General features: G+C 32.4%; 12 protein-coding genes. 1 reads left to right on the top strand and 11 read right to left on the bottom strand.

The genetic code is table 11. From position 1 onward, the window contains the following. Positions 1 to 7: 7 nt before the first annotated feature. Together rpsA and BSF41_RS19290 are read right to left on the bottom strand one after the other, a co-directional pair. Entirely contained in the window at positions 8 to 1,786 is a 1,779-nt protein-coding gene (rpsA, locus tag BSF41_RS19295; RefSeq protein ID WP_095931135.1) for a 30S ribosomal protein S1, read from the bottom strand. Positions 1,787 to 2,252: 466 nt separating this feature from the next. Beyond that, positions 2,253 to 2,798, bottom strand: coding sequence for an NAD(P)H-dependent oxidoreductase (locus BSF41_RS19290; RefSeq protein ID WP_095931134.1), 546 nt, complete (start codon positions 2,796 to 2,798; stop codon positions 2,253 to 2,255). Positions 2,799 to 2,895: 97 nt separating this feature from the next. On the opposite strand from BSF41_RS19290, the gene BSF41_RS19285 reads away from it, so the two are divergent. After that, positions 2,896 to 3,270 carry a helix-turn-helix domain-containing protein gene (locus tag BSF41_RS19285; protein WP_095931133.1) on the top strand — a complete coding sequence of 125 codons (375 nt, stop codon included), beginning with the start codon at positions 2,896 to 2,898 and terminating at the stop codon, positions 3,268 to 3,270. Here BSF41_RS19285 and BSF41_RS19280 read toward each other — a convergent pair whose 3' ends face one another. The 9 genes from BSF41_RS19280 to lon all read right to left on the bottom strand — a co-directional run bounded on the left by BSF41_RS19280 (position 3,271) and on the right by lon (position 13,098). Beyond that, positions 3,271 to 4,527, bottom strand: coding sequence for a hypothetical protein (locus BSF41_RS19280; RefSeq protein ID WP_095931132.1), 1,257 nt, complete (start codon positions 4,525 to 4,527; stop codon positions 3,271 to 3,273). It lies immediately after the preceding gene. Positions 4,528 to 4,677: 150 nt separating this feature from the next. Then, on the bottom strand, positions 4,678 to 4,899 hold the full coding sequence (locus BSF41_RS19275; protein WP_253251858.1) for a helix-turn-helix domain-containing protein: 222 nt from the start codon (positions 4,897 to 4,899) through the stop codon (positions 4,678 to 4,680). Between the two features lie 142 nt (positions 4,900 to 5,041). Then, on the bottom strand, positions 5,042 to 5,749 hold the full coding sequence (locus BSF41_RS19270) for a hypothetical protein (RefSeq protein ID WP_172426941.1): 708 nt from the start codon (positions 5,747 to 5,749) through the stop codon (positions 5,042 to 5,044). A gap of 238 nt (positions 5,750 to 5,987) precedes the next feature. Beyond that, complete coding sequence (locus BSF41_RS19265) at positions 5,988 to 7,364, bottom strand: nucleoside permease (protein ID WP_095931130.1); 1,377 nt, start codon at positions 7,362 to 7,364, stop codon at positions 5,988 to 5,990. A gap of 69 nt (positions 7,365 to 7,433) precedes the next feature. Next, positions 7,434 to 8,126, bottom strand: coding sequence for a (d)CMP kinase (cmk, locus tag BSF41_RS19260; protein WP_095931129.1), 693 nt, complete (start codon positions 8,124 to 8,126; stop codon positions 7,434 to 7,436). Between the two features lie 43 nt (positions 8,127 to 8,169). After that, complete coding sequence (locus BSF41_RS19255; RefSeq protein ID WP_095931240.1) at positions 8,170 to 8,775, bottom strand: murein L,D-transpeptidase catalytic domain-containing protein; 606 nt, start codon at positions 8,773 to 8,775, stop codon at positions 8,170 to 8,172. Between the two features lie 99 nt (positions 8,776 to 8,874). Then, on the bottom strand, positions 8,875 to 9,477 hold the full coding sequence (locus BSF41_RS19250) for a murein L,D-transpeptidase catalytic domain-containing protein (protein ID WP_095931128.1): 603 nt from the start codon (positions 9,475 to 9,477) through the stop codon (positions 8,875 to 8,877). Positions 9,478 to 9,481: 4 nt separating this feature from the next. Further along, positions 9,482 to 10,501: a type IX secretion system protein PorQ gene (gene porQ / locus BSF41_RS19245; RefSeq protein ID WP_095931239.1), complete on the bottom strand. Its 1,020-nt coding sequence runs from the start codon at positions 10,499 to 10,501 to the stop codon at positions 9,482 to 9,484. Positions 10,502 to 10,644: 143 nt separating this feature from the next. After that, the gene (lon, locus tag BSF41_RS19240) at positions 10,645 to 13,098 is read right to left on the bottom strand and encodes an endopeptidase La (protein ID WP_095931127.1); all 2,454 of its coding nucleotides are present in this window, start codon (positions 13,096 to 13,098) and stop codon (positions 10,645 to 10,647) included. Positions 13,099 to 13,279: the final 181 nt, after the last annotated feature.

The following is a 13,279-nucleotide window of genomic DNA, read 5'->3' as shown; positions in this document are numbered from 1 at the left end:
CTAAGAATTATTTTTTCTCAGTTTTTTCCATTTTAGCTTTTAATGCAGCTAATACATCATTGTTATCTCCTAAAGTTGCAGCTGGTGCATTTGTAGAAGATGCAGATGAAGTATTTTCAGTTGCAGCTTTCACGTTTTTCTCTTCTTCTTCTCTGAAGATAGCAGTGTGAGAAGCAACTACTCTTTTGAATTCTTTGTTGAATTCAATTACTTTGAAATCAGCAGTATCACCTTTTTTCAATTTCTTTCCGTCTTCTTTTTCAAGGTGACGAGTAGGAATGAAAGCAACGATATCATCTCCGAATTCTACAGTAGCTCCTTTGTCAACGATTTCAGAAATCTCACCGTTGTGGATAGTTCCTACAGCGAAAGAATCTTCGTATTGATCCCAAGGATTAGCAGTAGTTTGTTTGTGACCTAAAGATAATTTACGTCCTTCAACATCTAATTCTAATACAACAACATCAAGTTTTTCACCAACGTTTACAAACTCAGATGGGTGTTTAATTTTCTTAGTCCAAGATAAGTCAGAGATGTAGATTAATCCATCAATTCCTTCTTCTAATTCTACGAAAATACCAAAGTTTGTAAAGTTTCTAACGATACCTGTATGTTTAGAACCTACTGGGTATTTAGAAGTAATGTCAGTCCATGGATCTTGAGTCAATTGTTTGATACCTAATGACATCTTACGATCATCTCTGTCAAGAGTTAAGATAACTGCCTCAACAACATCTCCAACTTTCACGAAGTCCTGAGCAGAACGTAAGTGAGTTGACCATGACATTTCAGAAACGTGGATTAAACCTTCAACACCTTCAGCAACTTCGATAAATGCACCGTAATCAGCGATTACAACTACTTTACCTTTAACTTTGTCACCAACAGTTAAGTTAGCATCTAAAGCATCCCATGGGTGAGCGTTTAATTGTTTCAATCCTAATTGAATTCTTGTTTTCTCATCATCGAAATCAAGGATTACAACGTTTAATTTTTGGTCTAATTCAAGAACTTCACTTGGGTGGTTGATTCTACTCCAAGAAAGGTCAGTAATGTGAATTAATCCGTCAACACCACCTAAGTCAATGAACACACCATAAGAAGTAATGTTTTTAACAACACCTTCTAATACTTGTCCTTTTTGTAATTGACCGATGATCTCTTTTTTCTGTACTTCAATATCAGCCTCGATAAGCGCTTTATGAGATACAACAACGTTTTTGAATTCGTGGTTGATTTTTACCACTTTGAATTCCATCATTTTGTTTACATATACATCGTAGTCTCTAATTGGCTTAACGTCAATTTGAGATCCAGGTAAGAACGCTTCGATTCCGAAAACGTCAACAATCATACCTCCTTTAGTTCTACATTTAACAAAACCATTAACGATTTCTCCAGTTTCATTAGCTGCAATAACTCTATCCCAAGATTTGATAGTACGTGCTTTTCTGTGAGATAATACTAATTGACCTGTTTTATCCTCACGGATGTCGATTAATACTTCTACTTTGTCACCTACTTTTAAATTAGGGTTGTAACGAAATTCGTTTAAAGAAATAACACCTTCAGATTTAGCATTGATATCAACGATAACGTCTCTATCTGTAATTCTAACGACAACTCCTTCTACTACTTCTTCTTGATCTGTAGCGATGAAAGTTTTTGATACTAGTTCTTCAAACTCTAATAAGTTTTTCTCATCTACTGCATCGATTCCTTCTTGGAAGTTATGCCAGTTAAAATTTGCTAAAAACTCTTCTTGTGATTTTAATTGTTCAGACATGCTGATAAAAAAATTTGTATTCTGCTTTTCTCGAGTTTCTCTATGCGATAGAAAATACAGAAGTTGTTTTACATAAATGGTTGATTCCTAATGGAAACTCTTCTCTGCCAAAAGGACTGCAAAATTAATACATTTTTCTGAATTAACAAAACAAAACCGATATGATTATCAATATGATAATAAGAAGCAGAAGATTTTCGGTTTTTCAAGAAGTTTAGTCCCGCTATCCGTTGCAAACGAAGTTCACTGAACTCCGATTAAAATAAAAACTAAGTGATAGTAATCTTTTGTGCCGAACCCCGTCACAAAAGGATTTCCACTTCTATCGGGACTAGGTTAGAACTTTTTGTTTTTCATAAGATCTTTAGAAACGAAACCCGACAGGTTTCAAAGACCTATTGGGTTTACTATTCGCAACTATCTCTGCCAAAGTTTTAAACTTTCACAAAGATTAGAGTCTAAAAACTCAAACAAGTTTTTCAATATAACCCAGCAAACGATTCGCATGTAATCTCCCACGTTCTCTAATTTCATCTTCGGTAAAACCATCTACCGAAGAAGTTCCATGAAAAAATACAGGGTCCAAAAAAGTCATTTGAGCAAAATAAGCGGTTTGTTCTACATTTTTGAAGAATTCAGAAATTCTGAAATTATGTTTTCCAAAAGGTTTGTATTCCTCTTCTACCGAACCAACTGTAACACTAGTCAAAAGTTTTTTACCCTTCAACTTATCCCCTTTTGATCCATAAGCAAACTGATGTTCAAAAACCACATCAAACCAATGTTTTAAAATCGCAGGCATATTATACCAATATAAAGGATATTGAAGAATAACAACTTCGTGTCGTAATAGTGCCTTTTGCTCTTCCTTGGCGTTGATATTAAAATCGGGATATAATTCGGCTAGATTTCTAATCTCTATTTCTGGATTATTCTTCTGAATTTCTTCAACAATTGCCTTATTTGCAACTGATTTATGTAACTGCGGATGTCCTAAAATTAGTAATGTCATATCTTATTTTTATACTATAATTTTTATAGTAACGAAATTATTTATAGTTTTATAATTGCGCAATAACTATCCAATTGGATAGTCTAAAATCAATACCATGAAAACAGAATGCCAACCTGATCTAATTAAGCTTGAAGGAAAAACATATCCTTGCACCGTAAGTTTAGTGATGGATTTAATGGGAGGAAAATGGAAAGCTGTAATTCTGTATCATTTAAAAGATAATTCAAAAAGATACAACCAACTTCGTAAAGAAATACCAACTGTTACAGAACGAACATTAAGCTTACAACTCAAACAACTGGAAGAAGACGGTCTTGTTTTTAGAAAAGTCGAAGGAAGGAAGCCTCCAATTAAAGTAACTTATGGCTTAACCGAATTTGGAAAATCATTTAAAGCCGTTTTAGATTCCATAACAGAATTAGGGAATTCAATTGCTATAGAAAAAGGAGAATTTATTAGCGGAACATAATTATTTATTCACAGCTTTTTCTAAACTAAGCTCAAACAACTTCGGATTCTCCAATTTAGTTTCACCTAATTGACCGTTCTTATCGTAAAATTTCCAGGGAGAATTGGCAAAAAAATAGATTTTATTTTTAACAAAAGTAGCCAAAGCGGGTTCGTCAAAAACTTTCCTGTTATGATCTAAAACCCTAAAATCAATTATCTTAGTTTGAGATTCATTTAGCATATAACGCACGATTCTAATTGGCACTACTCCATTCTGAACTGCAATTAATGAATTATTATAAGAAACCAGTCCGTCGATTCCTTTTTGAGAAGCATAACCCGGAAACTCTAACCAATTCCCTTTTTTGCTCTTTAAATCAATAACCAGAACTCCTTTCAAATAGTCGGCAATAAACAGTTTTGATTCACTCGCATTAAATGTAATGCCCTGCAAGTTAAACGCTTCTTTCTGAAGATCTTTCCATAAAACCAAACTTTCATTTTCAATTTTATAGATTATCGCTTCAGCACTATCCGAAATGTAAACATCATTGTTTTTACCTACTACAAGATCTCCAAAAACATGATTTCCTTCAATCGTATACCGTTTTGTAAGCTTTCTTGTGGCTATATCAATTTTTAAAATTTCGCTTTTCCCTTCTAATTCTTTCGAAAAACCTTTCATTTCCGGAATTGCAGAACAAGTAATCCATAAATATTTCTCCTTAGAATCTGTCTTTATTGCAAACACCGAATATAAACAATCTGTAAACCAATCAGAGCAATTGCCTTTTTCTTCAAAAGAAACCACTTTCTTATTCCGAATACTTGATGATAACCAAAGTTTATGTTTCTCTAAATAAAGCAAACCTTCAGGATGCAAATCTTTTTCAGAGAGACTAAACTTTTCCTTTGAGCTTTCTATTGTTTTAGATTGAGAAATTTTTAGTTCTAATAAATCTTTAAAACCTTTTTCATTTTTAATAGATTCAAAGTCCGAATCGCCTTCGAAATCTACTGTATTATTTGCCAGAACAATAGTTTTCAAAACCTTTAAAGATTCTTCTTTTTTACCATTTAAAGAATAAGCCGAAGTTAAATTATAAGTAAACGTAGGATGCATCGGACGAATACTATCCAATTGCTTTGCTAACTTCAAAAACAAAACATACTTTTTACTCTTATAAGCATCTATACTTTGATTATATAAAACTTTCGTTTGAGAAAAACTATAAGTTCCAAATAATAGCAAGACAAATAGTTTAATTTTTAGCATTGTTCTGTTTTTAAAAATGATGAATAAAGTTATTGCTTTTTTATTTAAACAGAAACGTTACTAAAACGACAAACCCGACAGGTTTTAAAAACCTGTCGGGTTTACTATGTGTATTCTAACTTTGTCAAAGTTTAAAACTTTGACAAACATTCAAGAAACCTGCAAAGTCTGATTTTCAATCTTTACATTAAAACTTATTTCAGCTTTTAAAGCTTTGAAAACCTTTATTACATTATCAATTGTAGCACTATTTGCACTACTTTCTAACTTAGAAATCTGTTCTTTTTTAACAGCAATTAAATCTCCTAATTGCTCATGAGTTAGATTTCTTTCTTTTCTCGCAGTTTTAATCATTTTACCTAGAACATCCATACTAAGTTCATATTAATATTGATCTATTGCCGGTGTCGCAATCTTCCCAATAACTTCATCTTTCATTTCAGAAATTGTGTATGCTTTTATTTTTCGTAGCATCATTTTTACAATACATTTACAATAGGTCACTAATTGGAAATCAACCTTCAATTTTAACTAACCCAATTCGTTCTCGCATTTTTTCACAAACAACATCAATAGAATTAATTATTTTAGTAATATTTTTTTCTCCAGTATTCCAATATTCATCAGTATAACTTTCTCCTCTAACAAACTGAATAATTTCCTTATTGGTTATTTTAATCGTGCTTCTTATTTCTTCATAAATATCCTTTGGATAAAATGGCTTATTATCTTCGTAAATATTGACACAGTTTCTAAAAGCTAAATCAATATTATTCAACTTCTCTTTTCTTATTTCTTCTTCGCTTTTTGTTGTATTGATTACTTCTGCTTGCGGGCGCAATAAAGCTGTATTGGTCCTCAATTCCACTAAGCTTTTCCATAATTTATCATATATAAGAAATTCTTTTTCAAATTGGAGTTTATGTATCGATACTTCCTTATTATGCTTTAAATTGTTAGATTCATTTTTTAAAATCAAATCATTAAATATTTGGGTTTTAACATACCAAAAATAAAAACCAAATCCCATCATAGCCAAACCTAACAAAAGACCAATTATATAAGCTTTATATTGTTTTGGTAGTTGTTGTAAATCTCTGTTTATTTGTTCCTTCATTCTTTTAACTTTGATCTTTTCAGCATCTAACTGCAGACTTATGGAATCTTTTTTTAAATTAAAATCTAATATTTCATTTTTTACATTGTAATCATCAACTCTCAAATACATTCTGTTTTGTATAGTATTAATCATATACACAAAAAACACTAATAACACAAGTCCGAAAGTTGAAAGAAACTTATACAGATTATCTGTAGGTAAAGTAGGTATTGTCATTTTAATGCGCCTAAAAAATTATATATTCTTATTACAATAATAATCATTTAAATGATTATTATTGTAATAAATTTCTTTAAAAAAAATCCCACTAGTTAAAATTACTAATGGGATCCTTTTTTTTCTAATGACTCAAATTCTCAATCTCCTTCGGATCATGTTTATGCTTAAACAAAATAGCAAAAGCAATTGCAATTACCAAAGCATAAGCTGCAAATGATAACCAGATTGTATGCCAATCTTTCATTAAAATTGGATTTGTAAAAATTCCATCTGCAGAAATTGAGTTTCCTTGACTTTTTACAAACTCAACCATTTTTTCATTAGCAGCATCTGTTTGTAAAAACCCAGCTAATTCCGTTGTATTAGCAAATGACTTCGTAAAGAAACGATCAATTGCCCAACCAGAAGTTAAACTTCCTAAAACGGCACCTACCCCATTGGTCATCATCATAAATAAACCTTGCGCAGAAGAACGAATTTTAGAATCAGTATTACTTTCTACGAATAAAGAACCTGAAATATTAAAGAAATCAAACGCCATTCCGTAAACGATACAAGACAAAATAATCATCCATAAACCGTTTATTGGATCTCCAAAAGCAAATAATCCAAAACGCAAAACCCAAGCCAACATACTAATTAACATCACTTGTTTGATTCCGAAACGTCTTAAGAAAAATGGAATCGCTAAAATGAATAATGTTTCAGATACTTGAGAGATCGACATAATAATAGTCGAATATTTAATCACGAATGAATCTGCATATTTTGGAAAGTGTTTAAACTCATCCAAAAATACATCGCCATAAGCATTTGTCAATTGAAGTGCTCCTCCTAAAAACATAGAAAAAACAAAAAACAAAGCCATTTTATAGTTTGCAAACAATTTGAATGATTCTAAACCAAAAGTTTCAATCCAAGTTGCATTTTCTTTAATTAAACGTTGCGGCTCACATTTTGGCAATGTAAAAGCATAAACACCAAGAATTAAAGCTCCAATTCCAGCGATATAAAACTGATATTCAGTTGCTTTACTACCACTTAAATTGGTAATCCACATGGCAACAATAAAACCAATTGTTCCCCAAACACGAATTGGCGGAAAGTCTTTTACAATGTTTTTATTATTTAACTTAAGCGAAGTATAAGATATTGAATTACTTAAAGCGATTGTTGGCATATAACAGCACATTGCTAAAAGCATTACAATAATAAAAGTATCTGGTGTAGTAACTTGTGCTATTCCAAAAAGAACTACTGCATAAAGTATATGAAGAGCGCCGTACAATTTTTCAGCATTAATCCATCTGTCGGCAATAATACCTGTAAGTGTAGGCATAAAAAGAGAAGCGATTCCCATGGTTCCGAAAACTAGTCCGAATTGAGTTCCTTCCCAGTTTTTTGTTCCAAACCAATAATTTCCAATTGTTATAAGCCAGGCTCCCCAAACAAAAAATTGAAGAAAGCTCATTAAAATCAATCTATTTTTAATCCCCATATGATAAAAATTGTTCTTTAGTAAAAATGAAGCGGTAAAACTACCATTTAAAATAATATCTGCAAAAAATTATGCTGTTTTAACAACATCATTCACTAATTCTAGAACTGCAGCAAATTGTTCTTCTTTATTTAAGTAAGAATTATCAATCTCAATGGCGTCATCGGCAATTACAAGAGGAGAATCTTCGCGGTGTGTATCCATATAATCTCTATCTACAACATTTTTCAAAACTTCTTCATAAGAAACATTATCACCTTTTTGCTGTAATTCATCAAAACGTCTTTGCGCACGTGTTTCTGCACTTGCTGTCATAAATATTTTTAATTCTGCATTCGGAAAAACTACAGTTCCAATATCTCTTCCATCCATTACAATGGCTTTATTGGTTCCCATTTCCTGCTGCTGCTCTACCAACTTAGAACGAACTTCTGAAACAGCCGCTACTTTACTAACAAAATTAGAAACTTCGATCGTTCTAATTTGTTTCTCCACATTCTCACCATTCAAATACATTTCTGCAAAACCTAAATCTGAATTAAACTTAAACTCTAATTTGATATCAGATAATGCTTCAATCAAAGCTTCTTTCTTAAAAAAATCAGCCTCAATCAAATTATGTTGCATAGCAAAATAGGCGACGGCACGATACATCGCCCCAGTATCTACATAAACATATTCCAATTCTTTTGCTAATTGTTTTGCAAGAGTGCTTTTACCTGTAGATGAAAATCCGTCGATAGCAATGGTAATTTTTTTCAATTTTTTATATTTAAATTTTTATTCTTTTAATGACAGTTGGTTTTTAATAATAAATACTCATCAAAATATTCGATTCAGAACTATCAATTAGTCGCGATATTCTATCAAAGTATTTTTTATTAACCATAGGACAGCCAAAACTATTGCAAATGTAGCCATCTTTCTCTTCATATGGAACATCATAATAGTAATGAAAAACAATATCTCGTTTAAAAGCATTACTATTCGTTTTATCCAATCCGTAGAGCTTATATGCTCTACCAAACTTTCCGTAATAATGTTTTCCAATGTAATATTTCCCTAATGAAGTGCTTAATGAATTGGGAACGTTGCTAAAACGAAGATTGCCTTTAGTACCAGTTTCAGAACCAGAACCATGGGCAACCAAACCTTTATCGATAATTTTATCTGCTTTTAAATCATAAACAAAAAAGCGATTTTTCCCCGAAGGAATTTTCATATCAACAAAGAAGGCTATTTTGTTATTGTATTGCGGATTTTTGTTTATCAGCTTTTTTATGTCAGCAATTTGAAATTCAATTCTTTTATAATCAAAAGACAATAAACCAATTTCTTTACTATCAGACAGCAGTAAATACCCGACAAAAAGCGCGAGAATAAAAAGGAATACAATAATTATTTTTTTCATTGATTTAGATTCAGAAAAAAAACTTTTCAATATTGAAGACTAAAACTATTCGACAATAAAAAGTTTTGACTTTTTTTTGGACACTCTTACGCTCTTTTATTAATAGTAAATATCCATAAGGATATTGGACTTAGAATTATCAATAATTTTTTCTATTCTTTTAAAAAACTGTTCGTTTACCATCGGGCATCCGTGACTATTGCTTATATAATAATCCTGTTCTTCGTAAGGAACCGCAGAATAATGATGCAAAACAATTGCTCTTTTTAAAGCATTGTTATTGCTTTCTTCTAAACCAGCCAATCGATATGCTTTTCCAAAAATGCCTTTATAGGTTTTTCCAACAGAATATCTACCTAGAGCAGTGCAATTAGAGTTTGGCATATTGCTAAATTTAAGCGCTCCCCTTACTCCTGTTTCAGATCCAGAACCATGGGCTACGAGACCTTGATCTACAACTTCATCTTTCTGCAGATCGTAAACAAAAAAGCGATTTCTGCCAGAAGGCACTTTCATATCAATTAAAAAAACTATTTTCTGATTGTATTTAGGATCGGTAGTGATCATATCTTTTATACCAGCAATTCTACCGTTAATTCTTTCCATTTCTATTGTAGAAATAGTTTCTTCTTCTTTAAAAGAAAGCTTAGAACCCGTAAAAAAGCTTATTGACATAAACAAAGCCAAATAGAACAGTTTCATTTACTTATTGAAAATTTAATGTTAAACCAAAAAGACTTGTGTTGGCCGCCAACGTATATCTGGAATAGGAATAATTGAATCTCAGTTTATTCATTTTTAAACCAAAACCTAAAGAAACTCCCGAAAAGTTACGCTGTTCGTCTACTCTTAATTCTTCGCCTCTTCTAAAATTATATCCTACTCTAAAATTGAATGCTTTTTTAGGAAAAAGCTCAACACCAAAAGCTACGTGTCTTAGCGCATTGTTTACAAAAGAAACTTTTTCTGGACTTGTAGAGCCATCGATATTCGTTTCTCCACGAACTGGATTTGAAAAAGAAATATTCCATTGCTGCAAATTTTCTAGAGAAAGATGCCAGCGAATTGGAACATGTTCTAATTCTTGAGAAATACCTGCTACAATTTCAAATGGAAGATTTTCTTTAATTCCTGAATAAGTAGTAAACTGCGTTCCCATGTTTCTAAATACAAGCGCAAAGTTTAGGTCATTCATTTCATCTACATACAAAAAACCCAAATCGACTGCACCACCTATCGAATTATAGCTTTCTAAAGAAGAAGTGATCAATTTACCACTTGCTCCAATATATAAATCGGTATAAGGAACATTGTACGCATATCCAACCGATAATGCACCTTCGCTTCCTGTAAAATTAGAAGTTGCCTGTCCGTTTTCATCATAACCTTCAAATGTACCGTAGTTTACATAAGTAACTCCAGCATAAATAGTCTGCACGTGTCTATCATAGGTATAAGCATACGATGCCGTACCATAAGAGGCTTCCCCATAATAACTTCCGTAATTTAATGCCAAATGATTGTCCATGTCTGCGTTTATAAGAGCGGGGTTCGACATAGCTTGATTAACATCTTCATCATATATGGTAATAACATCTCCTCCTAATGCCGCCTGTCTTGGCGAAGTGGTCAAATTTAAAAACTGGTAAGTGTAGCGCCCTCCAACTTGTCCGAAAGAAGACGAACAAATTAAGATTATAAAAAATAAAACAACTTTTTTAAGCATTTGTTTTTGGCGCACCTATATGGGAATAACGCAAGTGCAAATATAAAATTATATAACACTAAAAATAAAGTCCAATAAAAAAATTCCAAACTCCAATCATTAAAATTGGAATTTGGAATTTATATATTCAGCTAAAAGAATATTTATTTCAAATCTTTAGCATTTTTTACTTTCTGATCTGTTAAAGCAAAAGCTAAAACCTCACTCATTTCTTTTACATAATGAAAACTTAGTCCTTCTAAATATTCTGCTTTGATTTCATCAATATCGCTTTTGTTTTCGTGGCAAAGAATAATTTCTTTAATTCCTGCTCTTTTTGCCGCTAAGATTTTTTCTTTAATACCACCAACCGGCAATACTTTTCCACGAAGCGTAATTTCGCCAGTCATAGCCAAACTTTTCTTCACTTTTTTCTGAGTTAAAAGCGAAACTAAAGAAGTAAGCATTGCAATACCAGCACTTGGTCCGTCTTTTGGAGTTGCTCCTTCTGGAACGTGCAAGTGGATGTTATATTTTTGGAATAATTCTGTACTAATACCTAATTTTTTAGCATTTGCCTTAATGTATTCTAAAGCAATTGTAGCAGATTCTTTCATTACAGTCCCAAGGTTTCCGGTAATAGTCAATGATCCTTTTCCTTCAGAAATCAAAGATTCGATAAACAAAATATCTCCTCCTACACTGGTCCAAGCTAAACCTGTTACAACGCCTGCAACATCGTTATTTTCGTATTTATCGCGTTCTAATCTTGGCACTCCCAAAATCGCTACAACATCTTCATCTGTAACTTTCTTGTTGTACTCCTCTTCCATTGCAACAGATTTTGCTGCATTTCTTATTACTTGCGCAATTTTTGTTTCTAAATTACGAACACCCGATTCTCTCGTATAACCTTCAATGATTTTTTCTAATTGCTTTTTGCCAATAGTCAAATCTTTTGCGGTTAAACCGTGGGCTTCTAATTGTTTTGGAAATAAATGTCTTTTGGCAATCTCAACCTTTTCTTCAATGGTGTAGCCAGACATTTTGATCACTTCCATTCTATCACGCAAAGCTGGCTGAATTGTAGCCATATTATTTGAAGTCGCAATAAACATTACTTTAGACAAATCATATCCCATTTCAAGGAAATTATCGTAGAAAGAGCTGTTTTGTTCCGGATCTAAAACTTCTAATAACGCTGAAGATGGATCGCCACTATTACTGTTTGATAATTTATCGATTTCGTCTAAAATAAATACAGGATTGGATGTTCCTGCTTTTTTCAAGCTCTGAATAATACGTCCAGGCATTGCTCCAATATACGTTTTTCTATGACCGCGAATCTCCGCTTCATCACGCAAGCCTCCCAAAGAAATACGAACGTATTCTCTTCCTAAGGCTTCTGCAACAGAACGACCGATTGAAGTTTTACCAACTCCTGGAGGCCCTGTTAAACATATAATTGGTGATTTCATATCATTTCGCAATTTTAAAACTGCCAAATGCTCGATCATTCTTTTCTTAACTTCATCAAGTCCAAAATGATCTTTATCTAAAATTTTCTGTGCATGTTTTAAGTCGAACTTATCTTTAGAATATTCGCCCCAAGGCAATTCCAGAAACAATTCCAAGTAATTGCGCTGAATTCCAAAATCTGGCGATTGCGGATTCATACGACGCATTTTAGACAATTCTTTCTCGAAATGTTTCTGCGTTTTTTCATCCCATTTTTTGGTTTTCGCCTTCTGCCCCATTTCGTCCATTTCCTCTTCCTGAGAAACGCCACCCAATTCTTCTTGAATGGTTTTCATTTGCTGGTGAAGGAAATATTCTCTTTGCTGCTGATCTAAATCAAAACGAACTTTTGACTGAATGTCGTTCTTCAATTCTAGTTTTTGAAGTTCTACATTCATATAACGTAAAGTCTCTAAAGCGCGCTCTTTTAAACCATTTATCGATAAAAGACCTTGTTTTTCTTTTACTGATAAATTCATGTTTGAAGAAACAAAATTGATTAAAAACGATTGGCTTTCAATGTTTTTAATCGCAAAAGTAGCTTCTGAAGGAATGTTTGGACTTTCTTTGATAATCTGAATTGCCAATTCTTTTACAGAATCTAAAATAGCAGTAAATTCAGTATCATTTTCATCTGGTCGTTCTTCAGCAACTTCTTTGATCGTTGCTGTCATATAGGGATCTTCTAAAACAACTTCGTCAATTTCAAAGCGTTTTTTTCCTTGAAGAATAACCGTTACATTTCCGTCAGGCATTTTAAGCACACGTAAAATACGTGCAACAGTTCCTACTTTATGAATATCATCTTTTGACGGATCTTCGTCTTCTTCGTTAATTTGAGAAACTACACCAATTATTTTTCCGCCTGCATTAGCATCATTAATTAGTTTAATAGACTTATCTCTCCCAGCAGAAATTGGGATAACAACTCCAGGAAATAAAACAGTATTGCGTAAAGGTAAAATCGGAAGAGAAACAGGAAGTTCTTCATTATTCATTTCCTCTTCGTCTTCTGGAGTCAATAATGGAATTAATTCTGCCTCTGAGTCAAATTCTTGAAGTGACAGATTGTCAATAGTAAGTATTTTATGGTTTGACATAATAAAATATAAGTCTTTTTGTCATTAAATTTTCTGTGCTATCTATAAATAGAGTATTGCTTATTGAAGTTTTACCAAAAACGTGTTTCGTTTTTCAATTACAAGATAGGGCATAAAAATAGACAATCATTATGCCAAAACAAACTTAAACCTTAAATAATTCTAATTAGTCAATTTTAAA

Source organism: Flavobacterium sp. ACN2 (genome assembly GCF_002303885.1).
Classification (GTDB): Bacteria; Bacteroidota; Bacteroidia; order Flavobacteriales; family Flavobacteriaceae; genus Flavobacterium.
This window is presented reverse-complemented; position numbering and strand designations above follow the sequence as displayed.

What these genes read in the sequence shown, in the direction of transcription:
- BSF41_RS19285 (WP_095931133.1), top strand. Translation starts at nt 2,896, where the DNA reads ATGAAAACAGAATGCCAACCTGATCTAATTAAGCTTGAAGGAAAAACA.
- porQ (WP_095931239.1), bottom strand. Translation starts at nt 10,501, where the DNA reads ATGCTTAAAAAAGTTGTTTTATTTTTTATAATCTTAATTTGTTCGTCT.
- lon (WP_095931127.1), bottom strand. Translation starts at nt 13,098, where the DNA reads ATGTCAAACCATAAAATACTTACTATTGACAATCTGTCACTTCAAGAA.
- rpsA (WP_095931135.1), bottom strand. Translation starts at nt 1,786, where the DNA reads ATGTCTGAACAATTAAAATCACAAGAAGAGTTTTTAGCAAATTTTAAC.
- BSF41_RS19280 (WP_095931132.1), bottom strand. Translation starts at nt 4,527, where the DNA reads ATGCTAAAAATTAAACTATTTGTCTTGCTATTATTTGGAACTTATAGT.
- BSF41_RS19290 (WP_095931134.1), bottom strand. Translation starts at nt 2,798, where the DNA reads ATGACATTACTAATTTTAGGACATCCGCAGTTACATAAATCAGTTGCA.
- BSF41_RS19275 (WP_253251858.1), bottom strand. Translation starts at nt 4,899, where the DNA reads ATGGATGTTCTAGGTAAAATGATTAAAACTGCGAGAAAAGAAAGAAAT.
- BSF41_RS19255 (WP_095931240.1), bottom strand. Translation starts at nt 8,775, where the DNA reads ATGAAAAAAATAATTATTGTATTCCTTTTTATTCTCGCGCTTTTTGTC.
- BSF41_RS19250 (WP_095931128.1), bottom strand. Translation starts at nt 9,477, where the DNA reads ATGAAACTGTTCTATTTGGCTTTGTTTATGTCAATAAGCTTTTTTACG.
- BSF41_RS19265 (WP_095931130.1), bottom strand. Translation starts at nt 7,364, where the DNA reads ATGGGGATTAAAAATAGATTGATTTTAATGAGCTTTCTTCAATTTTTT.